Source organism: Methanocorpusculum petauri, from assembly GCF_026891975.1.
Classification (GTDB): Archaea; Halobacteriota; Methanomicrobia; order Methanomicrobiales; family Methanocorpusculaceae; genus Methanocorpusculum; species Methanocorpusculum petauri.
Genome location: NZ_JAPTGB010000012.1, coordinates 1 through 20,464, shown reverse-complemented (window position 1 = coordinate 20,464; position 20,464 = coordinate 1). Strand labels below are relative to the sequence as shown.

The following is a 20,464-nucleotide window of genomic DNA, read 5'->3' as shown; positions in this document are numbered from 1 at the left end:
GCAACATGTACAGTGACAAACTCAATATTCCAACGGCATTAACGTTTGACGATGTGCTGATTGAACCGGCGGAGTCCTGGACCGAGCCGAGTGATGTGGATGTGAAGTCGAGGTTTTCGAAGAATATTCCGCTGTCAATTCCGCTCGTGAGTTCGGCTATGGATACGGTTACGGAGTCGGCAATGGCAATTGCCCTGGCACGCGCCGGTGGTATCGGAGTTTTGCACAGAAACTGTACGCCGGAGCAGGAGGTTGCTTTTGTGGAGTCGGTGAAGAATGCCGAGAAGGTGATCGAGCGCGATGTCCGGTATGTGACGCCTGATACGACGATCGGGTTTGTGGCAAATCTGATGGATATGCACGGTATCGGGGGTGTTCCGGTTGTCGGCCCCAAGGGGAAGCTGGTCGGTATTGTTTCCCGCCGTGATGTGCGCGGTGTGGTGCATAAGCTGGGTGCGGAGACGGTTGATACGATCATGACGAAGCGGCCGATCACGGTGAAGGAGGATATCACTGCGGATGAGGCTATCAATACGATGTATGCGAAGAAGGTTGAGCGGCTGCCGGTGGTGGATGAGAAGGGTAAGCTGATCGGTATCATTACGATGCAGGATCTTCTGGAGAAGCAGCAGTTCCCGAACGCGAACCGGGATAAGAGCGGCAATCTCCGGGTTGCGGCTGCGGTGGGTCCGTTTGATATGAACCGTGCGCTGATGCTTGCGGAGGCAGGTGCTGATGCGATTATTGTGGACTGTGCCCACGGTCACAACATGCACGTGGTGAAAGGGGTGAAGGATATCAAAGGGTCTGTTTCCTGCGATGTGGTTGCAGGAAATATTGCAACGGCAGCGGCAGCCCGCGAGCTGGTGGACTTTGTGGATGGTATTAAGGTGGGTATTGGTCCCGGTTCGATTTGTACGACCCGTATTGTTGCGGGTGTTGGTGTTCCGCAGGTGTCGGCGATTTCGAATGTGTGTGATGTTGCCGAGCCTGCGGGTGTTCCAGTGATTGCGGACGGGGGTGTGAAGTACAGCGGTGATGTGGCGAAGGCGATTGTTGCGGGTGCGTCGTCGGTGATGATGGGCAGTATGTTTGCGGGTACGGATGAGGCGCCCGGTAAAATTATTGTGGTGAAGGGGCGCCGCTATAAGCAGTACCGCGGTATGGGTTCTCTTGGTGTGATGACTTCGGGCCAGTCGAGCGATCGGTACTTCCAGAAGAAGGGTATTGGTGCAACGAAGTATGTGCCGGAGGGTGTTGAGGGTGCAACGCCGTATGTCGGGTCGGTGACGGATGTTATCTATCAGACGATCGGTGGTCTGAAGTCTGCGATGGGCTACACCGGTAGTAAGGATATTGAGTCGATGCGCAGGAATGCACGCTTTGTGCGGATTACTGCGGCGGGTCTGAAGGAGAGTCATCCGCATGATATTCTGATTACGGATGAGGCCCCGAACTATCGGATGGGTCTCTGATTTTTTTCTTTTTTTGTTTGTCGGGATATTTCTGGGTAACGTGTGCCGTCACGGAATGATTTCGTTTTTTCCGGGGTGTGCATCCTACCAACGGCTGCGCCTGAGAATAACCCGGGAAAAGATTTTTTCGTATCGTTTCCGATGAAAAAATACGTCCTGATGCAGGGAGCACAAAAAAGAGTGTTTAGAGCTGGTAATTACCAGGGATGACCATGACACGGATGAGTTTGATGTACTCGCCGATGAGGTCCAGCGGGTTGGGAATGCTGATGCCGCCAAGGGAGATGTCCGGGAAACTGATGCCGCCGCCGGAGTTTCCACCTGACTGACCGCCGGAGCTGCTTCCGCCTGATGAGGAGCCGCCGGACTGTCCGCCGCTGTCATCGGTTACGCCGTTCCGGGTGATGGTGAGCTGTTTTGTTTTGGTAGATTCTCCGTCATAGTTTGCATCTGTCGATGCAAGATAGACGGTGTACGTGCCTTCACTGCTATAGGTATGGGTTGGGTTCTGTTCATTTGACACTGCGCCCCCTCCGTCACCAAACATCCAGAACCAGTTGCCGACGCCACCGGTGGATTTGTCGGTGAAGTGGATGGTCAGCGGGTTGGAGGAGTCAACGCTGTAGGAGAAGTCAGCAGTTATTGCGGCGGCTGCGGGGAATGCAAAGAGCGCAGCTGCAAGGAGGAAGGTAAGGGGTATAAGGTATTTTTTCATATTGTTTCACCTCTCAGGGGGCAAGAGAGTAGTTTTCCGGGACCAGCATGACCTTCAGCAGACGTAGGAACTCTTCAATGATGTCCATCGGGTTGGGGACCGGGCTGTCATCATCGGAGAGAGCGGCTGTTTTTACGATCGGGGATGTTGTCGCGGCGGTTGTTGGTGCGGTTGTTGCTTTTGTTGTCGCTACGGTTGTGGCGGTCGTTGCTTTTGCGCTGACAATAATTTCTTTGTAGGTTGTAACCGACTTGGAACCTTTTATGGCTGCAAGTTCCACTTCGTATTTTCCTTCACGATCAAATGTGTAAGTGATGTTCTGATTGGTAAGTTCCTTTTGCAGGGTCCGGGAACCATCGTCGGTTTTGTAGATCGTCCATTTCCACGAGGTCGGGCCGGTGGATTTGTCGGTAAACTTCACCTCAAGCGGTGCGGCACCAGATGTCTTGGATGCATCAAAGGCAGCAACGAGGTCAGAAACGGAGATAGTAATCTCTGTTTGATATTCCTTACCGGTCAAGGAGGATTCAACAGTAAGTTTTACCTTATAGTCACCATCCTCTGTGTATGTCCACGAGGGGGATTTGTATGTTTCATTACTTTTCGATATCCACGATTTATCATCTACTCCAAAGTTCCAATCTACCTTCGAGAGGTCCTCATCAGGAATGGTAGTATTTAATGTGAACTTCACCGTCAGCGGGGCAACACCTTTGACCGGTGTTGCATCAATGGCAACCTTATATGCGGAGGTATTTGCGTTTACCACAATCGTGGTTGATTTAGGTTCTGATGTACCGTTTGTATTTTTTGCGATGACATTTACGGTGTGGGTTCCAGTTTTCGTAAACACGTGAGTTACTGTGTTGTTTGTGGTTGTCTGGGGTGCAGTCCCGTCACCGAACGTCCACGTATATTCAGTTGAGTGGGTTGCTGTTGCTGTAAACAAAACAGACAGCGGTGCACGACCGTTCGTCTCATTTGCTATCAGCTCATTTACGACCGGATGAATCAGGACATCAGTAACGGTGATTTCCAGCGTTCTTGGGTCGGATGCCACCGTGCCATTCATTGCCCAGACTTTCACCGTATGTTTCCCCACAGTAGTAAAGTTATGGGTCACTTTTGTATTGGAATTTGGTGTCGTATTCGAATCTCCAAAATTCCACACATATCCCGTTGGATTCCCGCTTGTTGCAGTGACAGTAAACTCCACAGTCAATGGCGCAGAACCGCTGATTTTGTTACTGATTAACGGTTCCAATACTGGTTTTGCTGGTGTGACAGAGCTTCCGGGGGTCGGCTCTCCCTCTATTTCCGTATCATCCAGGGTACTGGATTTCTCGTCTACATTTGGCAGGGTATCGTCTGCAGGGTTATCCTCCGCACTCACCACTCCCACGCATCCGATCACCAGCGCGAACACCAGAAGCATCACGAGAATTTTTCGCATCTCATGCACCTCACACAATGCCGAGCACCACAAGGATGACCGCAACCACGACGAGGCCGAGAATACCGCAGCCTGCCGCCGCACCGCCGCGCATCTCAAGAGCAGCGCCGAATCCCTTAATCGTTGCCACCAGTGACCAGACCGCCGCAATCAGAATACCGAATCCCGGAATCCAGCCGACCGCCGCATACGGAAGCGTGCTCCGCATCACAACCGCCATCGTCTCGCCGATCTCCGCATCCTCGCCGAACACTTTGGCAAAAACGCCGGAGAGCACACCCTGAATCATGATGAACACAATCCACAGCACGAGCATCACCAGAATCAGCATCACCATCGCCAGCATATTGCTCTGCAGCGCACCGATAATCGGGAAGTCCGCGGTTGTGATCGGCAGAATCATCGGCAGCACAAACGCAAGCATCACAACGGAAATAACCGCCCAGACAACTCCCGCAATCAGGAACAGCCCGACGGCATCACGCGGACTCTCGCGGCCGTAATACGCAAACGCATCCGCGGGCCGCGTCAGGAACCCGGCAATACCGCCCTCGTACGGCTTCCTCTCCTTCGGCTGCTTCGGAGCACGCTCGCGTTTGGGCGGCCGCTCCCTGGTCCGGCGCTCCCGCGGCTCATCATACTCATCAGCATCACGCCGGGACCGCTTCTCCCGCTTTGCCTTTCCTTTCCGCTGACGCGGTGCATCGCTTCCGCCGAACATATCCGGAACCGACGGCTCCGACATTGACCCTGCCGCAGCCGCCGCACCGGCAGCCCCCGTCTCCCCCAGAGGCTTGCCGCACATCGCACAGAAATGATCATCCGGATGATTCCGCGCCCCGCAGACCGTACAGTACTTCACCGGCGCATTTCCCCGCGCAGGCGGTGTCACCGTCGTCACCGAGTACTGCGCAGCAGACGCCGCAGCACCGAACATCTGCGGCTGTTCCGGCGGAATAATCTCCTCAAACTTCCCGATCCACATCTCCCGCAGATCCATCGACGGGAAAAGCAGATGCATCTCCTTCTCCCCGTCACGGGAAACAATCGTCAGCCCGATACCCGGCTCTCCGAGCTCTCCCGCAATACGAACAGCTTTCTTCAGCGTATTCACCGCGAACTCGCCCGCAATCGCAAGCATACCATTCGTATTCCCCATCAGCACAAAACGTGTATTCGTCAGATACGCCGTAAACGACGAACGCTTTACCCGCACACCCGGAGAAGACATATACGTCTTCTCTCCCGGCTGCAGCGTAAGCATCTGCGGCTGCTGGGCAGCCTGCGGAGCACCATAGCCCATACCGCCCGCAGATACAGCCGCTCCCTGCGGCATCATCGGCGGAACCTGCGGCATCACATGAGCCGGCAGCTTCGCTGACAGCTGAACCATCCACGCCTCGCGGGACCCCGGAGACGGGAACGTCAGAATCATCTGCTTCACCCCGGTCTGCGACCCGATCGTCAGCGCAACCGCCGGCTCGCCGGACTCATTCTCCATCCGGGACGCATCCATCAGCTCCGCAATCGCAAACTCACGACCAATTTGTCCCGCACTATTCTGAAGAATCAGGCGGAGATTCGTCAGATACAGCGTATAATAGGTACGTTTAATCCTGACACCCGCAGTTTTCAGAATCTCCATCTCGCCCGGAGAATACACCGGCGACTGGGGTGACGCAGCCGCAGCGGTCGGAACGGCGCGCACGGATGCAGGCTGCGACGCAGGGACGGCAAAGGGCTTATCCCCGATGGCTTTCCTGATCTGATCCACCCAGGCCTGCTGCTCACCCGCCTTGAAAATATCGCCCACCGGAAACGACCATACCATCTCTTTATGGCCGCCCGGGGTTGACAAAACAATTTTCAGGCCCGGCTCGTTACTCGGGAGCGTAATCGGCTCTGCACCCACAATATTCGTAATTTTAAACTCGCGGGGAGCTGAACCACCTTCAATAATCAGCCGTTCACTGGTAAGGGTACCCATGTACTGCTGGGTTTTCACCATGACGGGCGAAGAGTAATATCGAACCTCGTCCTCATGCATCTCTACGGGAGACATAGTATATTTATTACCTATTGACTTGATGTTATAAAAATCTGTCAAACCAGCCGGACTATCTTCATACAAGGATTTAATAGTATTTGCAGTGCATTTTGTTCTGTATGACTGAAACTGAAAGCCCTGTGGCTGGAGATATCTTCAAATCTCTCCTTCTCAAAGGCATCCTGATGATAATTCTCGGAATTATCATGCTGGCATTTACCTTCAGTTCAATCCTTGCGATTGACTATCTGTTTGGTATTGTCCTTATTATCCTGGGTATCCAGCTTCTCACCTCGGGATCTACATTCCTCGGTGAGTACAAACGCACATGGTGGGTAATTCTTCTGGGAATTCTTGCAATCATCTTCGGTATCGTTGCATTCATCTTCCCGGCAATGATGACGCTCTATATTGTGTTCCTGATCGCAATCACCTCTCTTATCAGCGGATTCACCGATCTGGCACTTGCCATCTCTGACAAATGCGGAATGGCAAACCGCGCCCTTGTTGCAATATCCGGAATCCTCGGTATCATCCTTGGTATCCTGTTCATCATCTCTCCGTTCGTCGGGGCATTTGTCATCGTTCAGGTAACCGGAATCTTCCTGCTTGCCTTCGGTATCCTTGCAATCGCAGAAGGATACATGGCAAAAAAAGCTGTTCAGACAGCTTAATTACTTTTTTTATTACGACCCAAGGGGATATATCTACCAAAGACAAGGATAGTATATGAATAACATTGTTATCCTCGAGCAGACACTGCTCCCGGATGCCTGGAAACCCCTGCTCCTCAAGGGAATCGTTTTGCTCGTGCTTGGCATCTTTTGTCTGGCATTTCCCTTCGCCGCATTAAACGTCGGAGCCTATCTGATTGCAGTTCTTCTGCTCTTCGTCTCCATTGCCGCACTTTTCTCCGGATTTGCTGCCTTTGGTGAACCGAAAGCAACCTGGTGGATGATACTGCTCGGCATCATCGGCATTATCATCGCGCTTGCATCCTTCATCCACCCGGAAGGAATGATCTGGATTGCAACCGTCTTTATCGGCATTGTGGCACTTCTCAGCGGAGTGACAGATGTGATCTCCGCATTCAGCCGCGGACTCTCTGCCGGTCAGAGAATTCTGATGCTGATTCTTGGAATCATCGGCATCATCATCGGTCTGTTCTTCCTGCTCTTCCCCGAAGAAGGAGCGCCAGTCCTCACACTGGTTCTTGGTATCCTCCTCGCAATCGCCGGTATCGTATCCCTGATTCAGGGATATGTCTACAAAAAAGAGTTTGCAACCCTTGTCGAATGAGGGCATCCCCCTCCCGCTTTTTTCGGGATTCACATCCCAAACCTTTTATCGGTCATTATCCCATCAAAAACGTAGGAACATCCATGGCCGATACAACACGGAAACTTGCAGACATTGCCGAGATTCTCGGAATCCCCGAGAATGAATGCAGGCGGATCGCAGATGACTATGAAGCACTTCTCCCCTGCAAAAAGATCGGCAAAGTCCGGGTGTACGATGAAAACATGGTTGACCGGTTCAGGAAGATCGCAGACCTCCATGCACAGGGCCTTCCGCCGGAAGTGATCACGGCAGCAATCAAAGGCGGCAAGACCCTGGAAGAACGGGCATTGGAAGACATGAAGCGGATGGGAATTGAGACGCCCAAAGAACCGCAGATACAGGCGCCAAAACCGATCCCCCGGAGTGAGACCGAAGAAGAACTTATCCTTGCCGTACGGTCTGCGGAATCTGCGGTTCAGACGATGGATCACCGGATGGCTGCCATGCGGGAAAAGATCGCAGACGACAATGCAGCGGTACTGGATGCAGTTGCCGGGGTTGCAAAAGAGGTTGCAGCCCTTCGCGGGGAGGTACACACACTCTGGGATCAGATCGCATCTCTGGAGCAGTACTTCCGCGATCAGGATGCACAAAAGAAATCGGGATTCTGGAAACGGTAACGTCTGATTACGGGCACCGCTTCCAGCAGATCCGGATGCCCGCAGAAAACACCTTCATCAGCATATCCGCTTTTTTTGCAGCCGTCCGCTGCTCCGGAGATCCCCGGCCGGACCCGGTGCAGGAAATGACAAGGGTCCCGGTCGAAAGTTTCGCGTGAACCGACCGGACAACACCTGCATGGGAACGGTCCAGTCCGTCAGCAATCCGGATTATTCCTGCAATCAGCTGAACCTTCCGGCGGTCCTGTTTGGAAAGGCCGCAATAAAGCTGATGGCGCTGTTTGGGCAGCGGTCCCCGGTGGTACCGGACGGCGAGTGCTACCAGAATCCGTTCGCGCAACGAAAACGGCAGAGTCCGGTCCTCGGCAATAAACGCCATGCCGCATTTGTGATGGGAAACATTCGAGACGCTCCAGCCGATGTCATGCAGAAGTGCCGCCGCCGCGAGCAGACGCCGCGTCTGCTTGCCGCAGCCGTGCACCAAAGAGAGATCATCGTAGATGGCAAGCGACAGACGGCAGACCTGCTCCGCATGACGGAAATCCTCGGTGAGAAGAGCTGCCGCTTCATGCACAATCTGCAGATCCTGTTTTTTCACCTTACCACCAGACCTTTCTCATTGCGATAAACATCTGCTGTGCTCCAAGACCGGAGTCGGGATGTTTGGGAGGGAGGTACACACCGTTCGCGGTAAGTATATGCCCCTTGCCTGTGTCATGGATGAAAGTCGGCAGGATTCTGTTGATGATTGCGTTTTTGATTTTGCGGTCAAGCACCGGGCAGATGATCTCAACACGCCGCTTGAGGTTGCGCGACATCATATCCGGACTGCCGATAAACACCTGTTCGTCCCCGTCGTTTCTAAAGTAGAATACTCTGCTGTGTTCCAAGAATCTGCCGACAATTGAGATGACCCGGATATTATCAGAGAGGTTCGGGACGCCGGGCCGGAGCATACAGATACCGCGGACGATCAGATCGATCTTCACTCCGGCGTTGGATGCCTCATACAGTGCATTGATGATCGGCCGGTGAGTCAGGGAGTTGATCTTCAGAATAATATGCCCGCCTCCGGAACGTTTCTGATGATCAATCTCGCGCTGAATGAAATGCATCAGGGAATCCTCCATGAAATCCGGGCTTACCAGCAGATGCTTGTATTCAGGGTGCTCCTCTTTTTTCGTCAGGTATGCAAACAGCATGGCAACATCCCGGCAGATGCCGGAATCTGCCGTAAACAGCGAGATGTCTGAGTAAATCTTTGCCGTTTTTGCGTTGTAGTTGCCGGTTGAGATGGTGGCATACCGGACCGTTTTTTCGCCTTCCCTGCGGGTGACCAGACAGCATTTTGCATGTACCTTCAGATCCGGCATACCGTGCGTCACAGTAACACCGTTTTCACTGAGTTTTGTCGCCCACTGGAAGTTGGCCTCTTCGTCAAAGCTCGCCTTCAGTTCAATAACGGTGGTGACATCCTTACCGTTTCTGGCCGCCGCAATCAGAGCATCAACTACCGGCGATTCAGAGCCGAGACGATACAATGTCATCTGAATCTTCTGCACGGCGGGATCCTTTGCTGCGGCGTTCAGGAAGTTGACCAGCCCGTCAAAGCTGTCGTAGGGGGTAAACAGCATGATGTCCTTGTCCGCCAGCCGTTCAAAGATCCGATCCTCTTCAGACAGTCCTGCCGGAAGCGCCGGTGCATAAGGGGGAAACTTCAGTTCAGGACGAGAAACGGGAAACTTCTTGAGATCGGCAAGACCGAGGGGGGACGGCACGTCATAGACCAGCTCCGGAAGCAGGGAAAGAGCATTTACCAGATAGCTGGTGTATCCGTACGGCAGCCACTGTTCCGTCTCAAGCCGCGAGGGGAGTTTCTTTGCAAGCGTTTCGGGAGCTGCCTTAATAGCTGAGATCAGATCGTCGGCATCGTCTCCTTTCAGGTTCAGGTCCGAGTCGCGGGTGAGACGCACCGGTACAACGGCCCGGACTGTCTCGTCGGGCAGGAGGAGATCGGCATTTTTCCGCAGCTGTTCCTCACGGAAAATGTATTCGGCCTTTCGTTTGCCGACGCGGACGAATCTTCCGTACGTATCCAGAATGTCCTGAATAGGGATAACCGCGTAACCACGGTCAGACTTGGCAAGCAGTCCCATGCCTTTGAGGAACTCATCATGTCCGATGTCCTCGAATCGATCCCCGCGGATGACCGTCACCGGGTTGTTTGCAAGAATCTCTCCCAGTTCTTTTCGGAGGGTACGCTTCTCTGACTCACTGCATTTGGCATATTTGGTGAAGATGATGCCGGATTTTTCCAGTTCCGGCTTGAGTTCCTTTGCCCAGACCCAGGAGATGTTGCGCATCAAAAAGATGGTCCGATCATAGATCATCTCCAGCTGTGTGCGGCTGCCGACCACTTCTTCGTACTCATCACTGGACCGGGTTGCTCCCTCCTGATAGGCGGGAACCCGCACCATGAAGTACTCGTCCAGATTGTCGGCGACAATGCCGAGGAATGATACCCGCTCCAGCAGCGGGTTCTTGGGGTTTCTTGCCTCAGCCAGGACGCGTTCATTGAATTTCAGCCAGGAGAGTTCCCGGTTGAAGTATCTGCCGCAGTCTTCACACAACAGCTTATCTGTGTCAGAGAGCGTTTTGTCCTTTTTGGATTTTCCATCCTTCTTATGTTTTTTGCCCATGGAAGTATCCCGGCCTGAAATGAAAATGTATGGTTCGCGGAGATACTTAGTTATTTAGTTCGGCACAGATCAGTATAGCATACATGGATTCAACAGCTCTGACCGCTGCAGCACTTGACCGGCTGAGAAATATCCGGCTGTATGCAGAGACGTACGGCTGCACGTATAATTTTGGGGATACCGAGAAGGTCATCGAGATTGCCAGGTCCCAGGGCTGTACTATTACTGATACTGCGGAGGATGCGGATGCGGTTTTGATCAATACCTGTATTGTGGTTGCGAGAACCGAGGAGCATATGTATGAGCGGATGCGTCTGTTTGCCGGAAAGATTCTGGTTGTGACGGGATGTCTGCCGGGTATATCGGCAGACCGCGTGCTGGCGGTGCATCCGGATGCATATATTATTGATCCGGATCTGATTCACACCTGCTACCGTGAGGTGGGGACGGTGTGTGCAGGAGATCATGCAGTATTACAGATTGCGAAGGGGTGCAACGGCCACTGTACCTACTGTATTACCCGGTTTGCCCGGGGGAAGCTGACGAGTTTCCCGCTTGAGGATATTGTGGATCAGGCGCGGGAATTTGTGAAGGCAGGGGTGACCGAGATTCAGGTAACTGCCCAGGATGTCAGTTCCTGGGGAATGGACCGCACTGATGGTCTGCGTCTGCCGGATCTTCTGCGGGCGCTGACTGAGATTCCGGGGAAGTTCCGCATCCGTATCGGTATGGCAAATCCTGATACGCTGCTGCCGATTCTGGATGATTTTCTGGATGCAGTTGCGGATCCGAAGATCTTTTTGTTTTTGCATGTGCCGGTACAGTCAGGTTCGGATGCGGTACTGAAGGCGATGGGGCGGAGATACACGGCAGCACAGTATGAGGAGATCTGCCTCCGCGCCCGCGAGCGGTATCCCGACATCCGCATCTCAACAGATTATATTGCAGGATTCTCCGGGGAAACGGCGGAGGACGGCGAAGCTTCTGTTGCGCAAATTCTTGCTACGCGGCCCGGGAAGGTGAATATTACCCGGTTTTCGGTGAGGCCCGGAACTCCTGCGGCAAAGATGAAAAATCTCCCCGAGCCGGTGAAGAAGGAGCGGTCGCGTGCCCTGACGAATGCGGCGAATGCGGTGTATGATGCAAATAATGAGACCTGGATTGGAAAAACGGTTGATGCGATGGTGACCGAGGTGGTGCGTGCGGGAAGTGTTACGGCACGCGACAGAACGTATCAGAATATTGTGATTCTGTCAGAGATTCCCGTCGGGACGCAGGTTCGCGTGACCATTACCGGACACCGCCGGCATTATCTTGTGGGCATAGTGGCATTGGAGTAGTGCATCTCTTCCATTTCGTCAAGGTAGGGGAGAAGTGCTTTGAGGTAGGTGCGCCGGCCTACAGCGGTCTCTAACGTTCCGGTCTCCAGAATTTCTGCGTGCAGGGGTTCTGCGGTAAACATTTCTTCCACGCGTGCGTTTGCACCTGCTATCTGGCGCATCTGTTTCTGCATGGTTTTGAACCATTCTTCAATCTCCAGTACCGGCCGGAAGTCGGGATCGACCAGCCGGTACTTTGCAAGGTCGGTGGTCAGGTCTGAGGTTCGTGCGATTTCTTCGTCCATATACAGGTAGATATTGATGCGCTCGGTCCGGCGCAGTTCGCGGAGTACAAGGACATCAATACGTTCACCTGTTTTCGGAAGCTCCGTCATGGTGATGTACTTGTCCTCGTGCAAATGACTTTATTGTTGCGGGTCGATGATTTCCCTATGCGAATAAAATTTAATGATATTGATGAAGGAAGCGATACCGGAGCAGGTGTTGACGGACGCAAGGCAAAGAGCGGGTCAGCCAAAATTTCAGGTTCTGAGGATCAGAAGAAAAAGAAAGGCTTTGCAAGTCACGTAACCGTGATTGAGGGCGAAGGTCTTCCCGGCGAAGCAGACAGGACTTAAATCAGTACAATATCAGCAGGATTATTTACGATAATCTCTTTTTTTCCGGCATACGTGTCTACGATGCCGCGCACCGTTACATTGTCTCCCCGCAGAAGTTCAAGGGCGGATCCGCCGTCCGGTACAAATACGGCTGTGCCGGAGATGTTGAGAATCAGGTGTCCGCCGGTTCTGGTAAGGGTGATGTCTTCCACTGTGCCGGTAAGGGTGACAAGTGAGCCGTCAGAACTATCGCTCGTGTACGGAACTGCCCCGCCGTCAGGGTAGAGATAGACAATCCCGAAATGGAAGAGGGCGAGGACTGCGATGATGCCTGCGAGAATAAGTACGGCATGCCGTTCTGGAGGGGTCAGCATGGTTGTTTTGAATGTATGGGTTGTGATCTACTTGTAGATTACTCTTTTTGGCAGGGTAGATACCTATATATGTTCAGAAGTCGATTGTTCGGTATGACTAAAACAGAACTCCCCAAGTCATCGGTCAAAGTACTGTCAGTACTGGACCCGTACAACTCTCTGACACACAAGGAAATTGCCCAGTTAACAGGGTTATCTCCAAGAACTATCCGTTATGCGCTGAAAAAGCTGAAGGAACACGATCTGCTCGTGGAAAAGTTCAATTTCCGCGATGCCAGGCAGATTCTGTACTCTCTGAAAGTGCCTTCGGCCCCTCTTCAGGCAACTGCATAAGCGGGGATTTGGCTTAAAAGCCTGAAAAATCTCTCCTTTTTTAGATTGATTCAAAAATGTCTCGGAATCTCCCCGTAATTCTCACTAAATTCTAAACGTCCTGTTTTCAGCGTCTATTGTTCAAAATAATGCCTTTTTTCGCCGTAAATTAATATGGTTCGTATGTATACGAACTATATTAGAAATCTATAAATACTTTTAAAACAATTGTTTTGTATGCAAAGAACAGAAATGCCCCAGTCGTGTATCACGATTCTCCGCCTTCTGGAGAGCACCGGTTCGCAGACACACAAGGATATCGTTGCGGGCACCGGACTGGCTCCGCGTACCGTTCGATATGCACTCAAGCGTCTGAAGGAGAATGGTCTCGTGATCGAGAAGTTCAACTTCCGTGATGCCCGTCAGGTCATCTACCAGCCGAAGCTTGCCGTTCCTTCAAATCAGGCCTCTGCATAAACAATATCCTGAGGAGAACCGGAAATATCTCCTTCATTTAATTTTATTTTATCTTCGTCTTTTCAGTTGCCAAATTATAACCAGTAGCACGAGTATTGCGGCAACTAAAATATGGCGTAAATCAATCTGTTTTGCATCTCCGATTTCCAATTTACCGGGATCTCCATTCCAGTCATATTGGAAAATTTCTGAAAAATACTCTGCTGATTCTTCATTTTCAAGGATAATTCCCGCTTCCCGATTATTATTTGGGGAATTATAATTCCAATTCACCGAACTGATGAGTACGTATTTCATATCAACTATCAGTCCTTTGTTATGCAGCTTGGTTATGTATTCATCCTGAAATTTCAGCTCTGCTGCTGCGTAAATGTTGTCTTTTTTGGCAATTCGGTTGATATTTGCGACTATTTCATCGTTATCCGCATCACTTTCCGTGTTGTAATACATCCCGTCCAGCATGACGCGGATCGGGATGCCGCGACCCCCTGTTTCAAGCACTAAATCAAGCCAGATATTATGCGCGCCCCCGGGGTATCCGGAGATGTATGCCTGCTGGAGGTCAATTTTTTCCCTGGCATTTTGTATCAGTCGGGGGATGAGGGCACTTGTGTCCGGCGATACGATTGGTGTGACTGCGACATTGTACACGGTGTGCGGGGGGAACCGGACGGTGATGTCTTTGTCTTTCCAGGTGTCCGGGAGAGGTTCTGTCCCGGGGACATACGGGTAGATGTCATAGCCTGTCAGGTCTGCGGTAAAGACTTCGTGGAAGTATTCGGCAACGCCGGCACTGTGTACTGCTGCCCCCCAGCCCCGGTTGCCGCGTGTTCCCGGGAGCGGGATGCCGGTTGGTTTGAAATTTTCCGAGAGGATGAGTGTGGTTTCTTCGTCAGCTATCAGATATTTTGCGTGCAGATACCGGTAGCGTGCGGGCAGTTTGTCTGTACTTTCTATGGTGTAGATCGCAGCTCCGGCGTCTGTGAGGTAGTTCAGTACGCCTTTTTCTTCGGAGCTCATGCCGCCCACCGGTCCGCCTTCAACGAGAAGTGTTACTGCAACCTCCCGTGATGCGGCGTCGGCAACCGATTCTGCGAGTTCCGGATGGGTGAATTCGTACATGGAGATACAGAGTCTGGAGCGTGCATTGGTGATGACGGAGTCAACTACTTCAAATGAGGAGTCGGGTGATACGAAAAGTGTGACGGATTCTGCGGTGAATGTTTCGGGAGAGAAACGGCTCTGACCGATTTTGTAAATCCGTTCATCCCATATGCCGTCTGTGTAACGGTGAATCCGCCCGTTTCCCGGGGTGAAGTCTTCCGGCCAGGAGAAGGACTGTACCGGGGAGTCATGATAAAGAAGGGTGATGTCGTCTTTGGTGTTTGCCATCTGAAACCGGCCAGTGAAGAGTGCGTCGGGTACGGAAGGGTGGGTGCTGTATATTTCATAGTCCGGATATGTGCCGTGAATGCTGTGATAGGCGGTTCCTTCGCGGGCGATGATTATGTCGCCCGAGGCGGTTGTTCCTGGCGGGAACCGGACTGAGCCTTCGCCGTCGGTTATTGTCCAGCCATCCAGACTGCCGGTTCCGGATAGTACGAAGTACTCGTCTCCGTCTCCTTTTGCGTATCCGTCGGGACATATCTCGGTTATGAGATAGTCTGCGGATGCAGGGGCAACAGTTATGCAGAGGATGATACAGAGGAGTATCCAGACTCTCATACTGGTTTTTGTGTTATGAGACAGATTAATAGTATTGTATGTTTGTGAGCGGAGGTGTTGTTGTGAAGGTGGGGGGCAGTCTGATGGATGCGGCTGGTTCTGTGATGCGGGTTCTTGCTGCGTCTCCTGTGCCGGTTTTGATTGTGCCGGGCGGGGGTGTTTTTGCTAATGATGTACGAGGTCTGGGTATTGACGGAACTGCTGCACACTGGATGGCGGTGGCTGCGATGGATCAGTACGGGTGGTTTTTGTCTACATTTGGGGTTTTGGCGGATGATGTTTGTTCGCTGCCTGAGGCGGGTGCGCGGATTTTTCTTCCGTACCGTACCTTGCGGGAGGCGGATCCTCTGCCGCATTCGTGGGATGTGACGTCGGATGCGATCTCGGCGTGGGTTGCGGGGCGGCTGGGCTGTCCGCTGATTCTTTTGAAGTCGGTTGATGGTGTTATGTCGGGCGGGGAGGTGCTTGCTGAGATGCCGGAGGGTCTGGAGACGGATGTGATTGATCCCTGCTGCAGGGATGTTCTGCGCAGGTATGCGGTTCCGGCGAAAATTATCAATGGGAGATGTCCGGATCGTCTGTCTGCCTGTCTGCACGGGGTTTGTGTTTCCGGGACCCGGGTTCGGTGATATGCGGCGGTGGAGGCCACACGTTTATAATTGTGGGGAGCTAATAATTTAGAGAGTTTGATCGAATGGCAGCTACGAAATGTACGTCATGTAATGCCCCGCTCGCTGAGCGCGGCGCAACCGAGTTTAAGTGTCCTGACTGCGGTGAGGTTATCTACCGTTGTGCATACTGCCGCAAGCAGAGCATTAAATATACCTGTCCGAAGTGCGGGTTCCAGGGCCCGTGAGGAAATAATATGGGCGAAGTTGCAGTAATTTTGAAGGTCATGCCGGAGTCTCCGGATGTTGACATGGAAAAGCTTCAGGCTGAGATTAGAGAGAAGATCCCGGGTATTCAGGATATGAGAGTTGAGCCGATTGGTTTTGGTCTCTCTGCAATTAAGATCGCTATGATCACTGAGGATGAGGAAGGTTCCGGCGACAAGATTGAGGGCCTCTTTGCAGGCATTGCGGGCATTGACCGTGCAGAGATTGAGTCTCTGAACCGGATGCTCTAAATACTTATTTTTCTTTTCTGTTTTGTTTTTGTTCTGATCGGTTTCCGATGCTGTTTTTTGCGGCGGTTATTCCTTTGACGGCGAGTACGGAGTGGGCGATGGTTTTGATGAGGCTGAGCAGGTCGGCGGGGATGCGGAGGTAGGCGATTTTTCGGGTCATGGTTGTCGGGGGTCGTGACACCGAACACCGAACAGGGGGGTGCGGCAGGGGGTGTGATGATTTTTTTATTTTTTATTTTTTTTTTGGTGTGTTCCCTGTATGCTGATGTTTTTATTGGTTGAGTGCAATAACATAACAACAGGGTACTGAGGGGTCCGGTATCGTTCCGCTGTGATGCGGAAGGGATACCGGAGTGATATTTTTTTTTGTGTTGTTCGGTGTCATGTGTCATGTGTTCGGTGGTGAGATGCGGGGAGGGGATCGATCGGTGCGGGCGGGGAGCGATGTTCTGCCGCGGCAGGTTAGTATTTCTGGGGAGTTGTCTGCGGTATGATGTTGTGGCCGCAGGCAGCCCGGGGAAGTTTCGGGTATCTTCCCATGGGATAATCTGGTTTTTTCTTTTCGCAGTATATGAATATTTTGAGCATACATTAGGTTTTTCCGGGAAAAACAGGGGGTGTCTGACTATGCATTTGCTTGGTTTTGTCTATCCATACATTTATGGATGATGAGAACATAATCGCAGATAATAGAGCGAAGCTCTATTATCATCATATTCTATTATCTGCGATTATCCAAAGCTATACATCTGATTTTTCAAAAGAGGTCCGCGCAGGATGTTTCAAAGGGTTGAATCCTTAGATGAGAGGATATGGCACGTAATGCAATATAAATGTAATCATAAATTGTTCTTGGAGTGAGGGGAATCATTCAACAGGATTCAATTTGTGTGTTTTGCAAAACCCAGAATATGCTCAAAATAATTATATACTATTATTTTTCGCGTATTTTTCACGTCGAAATTTTGTCCGTTTTCTCGCGCAAAATAAGTATTTTCCTCCGATTTTGAATCAAAGTATTTTCTGCATGATATCCTCTCATCTTAGGATTCAATGGGTTTTGCGTATGGCGGATCGTTTCCGCAGTGTGTTCCCGCTGGTCCTGAGGAGGAATTTCATGAGTTTACGAAATTACGGGACGAATCGTCCCATTGATACCGGAGGACTGCTGCGGCGCGGTGTGGTGCTGCTCGCGTCGCTCCTGCTGGTGTGTACGCTGATGGCGGGAGCTGTCAGTGCGGAGGATACTACTGGTACTGCGACTGTTAGTACCTTTAGCGACTTGATCGCAAAGCTGGCAGACTCTACGACAACCATTATCACCTTATCTAATAATATCGAGGCAACACACGAAATTAAGGTAAACAAATCCGTCACGATTGATGGTGCCGGATACACAATCTCATCCACCTCTCAAATATCGGACCATCTTCTTGAAATTGAGAAGACCATCACAGGTTCTGAGTCTGTTACCTTGAAAAATCTTCATCTCGATAGTAAAGGCAAGGCAAAAGGTCTGAATATTTTTGAATCATCTCAGTCAGTTATCTTGAATAACGTTGAACTGAATGGCAGTTCCGGCAGCGGAATCACCATCAACGGTGCAACGGTTACGGCTTCCGGTCTTGAGATTTCCAACAGCAATTGGCAGCAGAGTATCGATGTGGGCCTTAGCAGCAGTCCCGGTGTAGAGTCCGCCACACTGACTCTTACCGGCAGTAACACCCTGAATGATCCGTATCAGATCAACAGTGACAATCCAGAAAAGGTGACAGTATCCGCCAGCGGATATACTGCCTATGACTGGTACTACTGGTACACGGATACTACCATCAAGACGTATGGGAATTACAAACGCACATGGACGACGAAATCCGATTTCGCCACAAATGCCAAGATCCCCAAGGATCTTACATCTACTGCATCAGTGATTGTCCGGAACAGTTCATCGGCAATTCCTGCTCTGCATCAGGACCTCGTCAATGCCACGAAGTACATTTCTGACGGTGCCACGATTACCTTGTTACAGAACGTCACAACAACTGAGACAGCTACGATTACCAAGAAGGTCACGCTCGATCTGAACGGGTACACGATCACCGGACCTACTACTACACCAGTATTTGAGATGAACAACGAGAATGCTGCGCTCACTCTCAAAAACTCCGCATCAACGGAAGCTACTATCACAGGTTATTGTGGTGCAAATGTTAAACGTGGTTCCCTTACCGTGAAATCCGGTGTAACGATCGATAGTACCTATGCAGGTCTGTATGTTTATGGATCTGATACTAGTACTGACCAGAATTATGCTGTAGCTACTATCGAAAAGGGAGCGAAAGTACTTGGTAAAGACTATGGTGCAGTTGTGAGTACATCTCTCACTTCGAATTCAAGACAGGGGTACGGTTCCTTACTGGATGTTTCCGGCACGATAATTGGAGGTACTGAAAGTAATCCGGATGAATCTGGAACCGTTGGTATATTTGTATATGGCTTTTTGTACCAGACTAGCGGCAATGTCCCGCAGATCATCATTCGTGACGGTGCTGAGGTTCGTGGATATCACGGTACGAGTTCTAACCTTGGTACTGCCGACGGTCAGGCCATTGCCGGAAACGGATATGCACAGATCACCATCTACGGCGGTACCTTCTCCGGCGATGAAGCACTTGGTGCACCTGCTGGCAAATGGGATATTTACGGTGGAACCTTTACTGCAACCGGTGTGAATGCCATTCCACCCACGGGAAACCCGAGTGGTACAGAGACGACCGGAGCAGCCGTAAGTATTGTCGGTAAAAGCAGTCATGTTGGAAACACCGAAATGACCATCCGGGGCGGAACGTTTACCAGTAAAAACGGATATGGTCTTTACAGCGGTGCTGCAACGGGACAGGATGCATCTGGGAAGATTAAAAATGTAACAATTCTGGGAGGTACGTTCATTTCACAAAATACGTCACTCACCAGTGCGGTCATGATCGATGATGTAATTGTTAAAAGAAATGGAGCAGTTGCTATTCAGGGAGGAAGATATCAGGCTCAGTCTCCAATGCTGAATGCCTCCTATGTATTCGCACCGTTCACCATCATCGAGGACAACAGCTACAAGACCGTCGCAAAAGAAGTGCCAAAACCGAAGGCAACCATTACATCAGAACCCTCCGGTGCCACCAGCATCACAGTAGATACAAGTACCGTAGAGATTGAGCCATCAGGGACAGCCGATGACGTTACCCTCAACCTGAAATCCGGCGGTACAACAACCGGCGACAAAATCACCCTGAAGCCTGTTACTGGAGAAACGCTGACTGTTGACTCCACATCCAACTCCGTAACCGGAAACATCTCGGCTGCCGTCATCGAACCGGCACTGGTCACGCTTCCAAACGGGAAAGACCTGAAACTGTCTCTGGTTATCCCCGGCAGTGACGACAACATCCAGAACCTGTTCAGTACTGATTATACGTTACAGATTGTCAACGAACCGAAATCAGACGATCTTCCTCCGGAAGACAAGGATAAAGCGGTCGCAGGATTCTCGGTAGTCCTTACCGGTCTCACGCTCGACAAAGCACCCGTAGAACTGTATGTTGACTACGGATCCAAGATCCCGCAGGTCTGGCACGCAAAGAACGGTGTACGTTCCCTTGTACCCTGCACCTACGTAAGCGGCAAAATCTCCTTTACCGCATCTGAGTTCTCCTCGTACTATGTCACCCTGACCGCAGCAGCAGTCAGTTCCGGCTCCGGCAACATGAACAACGCCTTCCGTGTCCTCTTCGACACCTCCGGCGGCAGCTACATCAGCCCCGCGACCGGCCTCTCCTACGGCGACCGCGTAGCAGAACCTGCCAACCCCGTCAAAGACGGCTACACCTTCGGCGGCTGGTACAAAGACGCAGCATGCACCCAAGCCTGGAGCTTCAGCGACAGCATCCCGGGCGACATGACCCTGTATGCAAAATGGACGTCGTCCGGCACCGCAGCAACCGCTACGCAGACCGCCCAGACGACCACGAAAGCGACCACCGCACCGGCAGCCACGCAGGCGCAGAGCGGCACATCCGCCACCACCGCGGCACCGGTCGCCACCACCGCGACAGGCGCACAGCCCACCTTAACGCAGGCACCCGCCCCGGTACTTGGCGGACTCTT

Annotated in this window: 21 protein-coding genes; 12 read left to right on the top strand and 9 right to left on the bottom strand. The window is 51.8% G+C overall.

Going from position 1 to position 20,464, the window contains the following annotated elements:
- Positions 1-5 precede the first annotated feature (5 nt).
- Entirely contained in the window at positions 6-1,475 is a 1,470-nt protein-coding gene (gene guaB, locus O0S10_RS06375) for an IMP dehydrogenase (RefSeq protein ID WP_268925058.1), read from the top strand.
- 184 nt (positions 1,476-1,659) lie between these two features.
- Here guaB and O0S10_RS06370 read toward each other — a convergent pair whose 3' ends face one another.
- The 3 genes from O0S10_RS06370 to O0S10_RS06360 are packed head-to-tail and all read right to left on the bottom strand — an operon-like array spanning position 1,660 to position 5,705.
- Positions 1,660-2,190: a PKD domain-containing protein gene (locus O0S10_RS06370; RefSeq protein WP_268925057.1), complete on the bottom strand. Its 531-nt coding sequence runs from the start codon at positions 2,188-2,190 to the stop codon at positions 1,660-1,662.
- Positions 2,191-2,203: 13 nt separating this feature from the next.
- Positions 2,204-3,643, bottom strand: coding sequence for a PKD domain-containing protein (locus O0S10_RS06365; protein ID WP_268925056.1), 1,440 nt, complete (start codon positions 3,641-3,643; stop codon positions 2,204-2,206).
- A gap of 10 nt (positions 3,644-3,653) precedes the next feature.
- A complete protein-coding gene (locus O0S10_RS06360) occupies positions 3,654-5,705 on the bottom strand; it encodes a YIP1 family protein (RefSeq protein ID WP_268925055.1) in 2,052 nt (683 codons plus the stop codon).
- A 104-nt stretch (positions 5,706-5,809) separates the two neighbouring features.
- Here O0S10_RS06360 and O0S10_RS06355 point away from each other — a divergent pair, with 104 nt between their 5' ends.
- The 3 genes from O0S10_RS06355 (at position 5,810) to O0S10_RS06345 (ending at position 7,651) form a co-directional block, all read left to right on the top strand.
- Positions 5,810-6,364 carry a DUF308 domain-containing protein gene (locus tag O0S10_RS06355; RefSeq protein WP_268925054.1) on the top strand — a complete coding sequence of 185 codons (555 nt, stop codon included), beginning with the start codon at positions 5,810-5,812 and terminating at the stop codon, positions 6,362-6,364.
- A 55-nt stretch (positions 6,365-6,419) separates the two neighbouring features.
- Positions 6,420-6,989 carry a DUF308 domain-containing protein gene (locus tag O0S10_RS06350; protein WP_268925053.1) on the top strand — a complete coding sequence of 190 codons (570 nt, stop codon included), beginning with the start codon at positions 6,420-6,422 and terminating at the stop codon, positions 6,987-6,989.
- 83 nt (positions 6,990-7,072) lie between these two features.
- Positions 7,073-7,651: a MerR family transcriptional regulator gene (locus tag O0S10_RS06345; RefSeq protein WP_268925052.1), complete on the top strand. Its 579-nt coding sequence runs from the start codon at positions 7,073-7,075 to the stop codon at positions 7,649-7,651.
- 7 nt (positions 7,652-7,658) lie between these two features.
- Here the strand turns inward: O0S10_RS06345 and O0S10_RS06340 are convergent, their stop codons facing one another.
- Entirely contained in the window at positions 7,659-8,249 is a 591-nt protein-coding gene (locus tag O0S10_RS06340) for an HD domain-containing protein (RefSeq protein ID WP_268925051.1), read from the bottom strand.
- 1 nt (position 8,250) lies between these two features.
- Positions 8,251-10,350: a polyphosphate kinase 1 gene (gene ppk1 / locus O0S10_RS06335; RefSeq protein WP_268925050.1), complete on the bottom strand. Its 2,100-nt coding sequence runs from the start codon at positions 10,348-10,350 to the stop codon at positions 8,251-8,253.
- Positions 10,351-10,433: 83 nt separating this feature from the next.
- Here ppk1 and O0S10_RS06330 point away from each other — a divergent pair, with 83 nt between their 5' ends.
- On the top strand, positions 10,434-11,690 hold the full coding sequence (locus O0S10_RS06330; protein ID WP_268925049.1) for a tRNA (N(6)-L-threonylcarbamoyladenosine(37)-C(2))-methylthiotransferase: 1,257 nt from the start codon (positions 10,434-10,436) through the stop codon (positions 11,688-11,690).
- Here O0S10_RS06330 and O0S10_RS06325 read toward each other — a convergent pair.
- Complete coding sequence (locus O0S10_RS06325; RefSeq protein ID WP_268925048.1) at positions 11,660-12,064, bottom strand: hypothetical protein; 405 nt, start codon at positions 12,062-12,064, stop codon at positions 11,660-11,662. The genes O0S10_RS06330 and O0S10_RS06325 overlap by 31 nt on opposite strands.
- 57 nt (positions 12,065-12,121) lie before the next feature.
- Here O0S10_RS06325 and O0S10_RS06320 point away from each other — a divergent pair, with 57 nt between their 5' ends.
- On the top strand, positions 12,122-12,307 hold the full coding sequence (locus tag O0S10_RS06320) for a hypothetical protein (RefSeq protein WP_268925047.1): 186 nt from the start codon (positions 12,122-12,124) through the stop codon (positions 12,305-12,307).
- On the opposite strand, the gene O0S10_RS06315 is transcribed toward O0S10_RS06320, so the two are convergent.
- Complete coding sequence (locus O0S10_RS06315; protein ID WP_268925046.1) at positions 12,304-12,663, bottom strand: hypothetical protein; 360 nt, start codon at positions 12,661-12,663, stop codon at positions 12,304-12,306. The genes O0S10_RS06320 and O0S10_RS06315 overlap by 4 nt on opposite strands.
- 93 nt (positions 12,664-12,756) lie before the next feature.
- Here O0S10_RS06315 and O0S10_RS06310 point away from each other — a divergent pair, with 93 nt between their 5' ends.
- Positions 12,757-12,996 (top strand): winged helix-turn-helix transcriptional regulator, encoded by a 240-nt coding sequence (locus O0S10_RS06310; protein ID WP_268925045.1) that lies wholly within the window; start codon positions 12,757-12,759, stop codon positions 12,994-12,996.
- Positions 12,997-13,227: 231 nt separating this feature from the next.
- Positions 13,228-13,452 (top strand): winged helix-turn-helix domain-containing protein, encoded by a 225-nt coding sequence (locus tag O0S10_RS06305; protein WP_268925044.1) that lies wholly within the window; start codon positions 13,228-13,230, stop codon positions 13,450-13,452.
- Between the two features lie 48 nt (positions 13,453-13,500).
- Here O0S10_RS06305 and O0S10_RS06300 read toward each other — a convergent pair whose 3' ends face one another.
- Entirely contained in the window at positions 13,501-15,177 is a 1,677-nt protein-coding gene (locus O0S10_RS06300; RefSeq protein WP_268925043.1) for a phospholipase D-like domain-containing protein, read from the bottom strand.
- 38 nt (positions 15,178-15,215) lie between these two features.
- Between O0S10_RS06300 and O0S10_RS06295 the strand changes: the two genes are divergently transcribed.
- From O0S10_RS06295 to O0S10_RS06285, 3 genes are all read left to right on the top strand, one after another.
- Positions 15,216-15,806, top strand: coding sequence for an amino acid kinase family protein (locus O0S10_RS06295; RefSeq protein WP_268925042.1), 591 nt, complete (start codon positions 15,216-15,218; stop codon positions 15,804-15,806).
- 65 nt (positions 15,807-15,871) lie between these two features.
- A complete protein-coding gene (locus O0S10_RS06290; RefSeq protein WP_268922908.1) occupies positions 15,872-16,033 on the top strand; it encodes a zinc finger domain-containing protein in 162 nt (53 codons plus the stop codon).
- 9 nt (positions 16,034-16,042) lie between these two features.
- Complete coding sequence (locus O0S10_RS06285) at positions 16,043-16,303, top strand: elongation factor 1-beta (protein WP_268925041.1); 261 nt, start codon at positions 16,043-16,045, stop codon at positions 16,301-16,303.
- A 4-nt stretch (positions 16,304-16,307) separates the two neighbouring features.
- Here O0S10_RS06285 and O0S10_RS06280 read toward each other — a convergent pair whose 3' ends face one another.
- A complete protein-coding gene (locus O0S10_RS06280) occupies positions 16,308-16,463 on the bottom strand; it encodes a hypothetical protein (protein WP_268925040.1) in 156 nt (51 codons plus the stop codon).
- Positions 16,464-17,420: 957 nt separating this feature from the next.
- On the opposite strand from O0S10_RS06280, the gene O0S10_RS06275 reads away from it, so the two are divergent.
- A partial coding sequence (locus O0S10_RS06275; protein ID WP_268925039.1) for an InlB B-repeat-containing protein occupies positions 17,421-20,464 on the top strand: 3,044 nt, incomplete at its 3' end.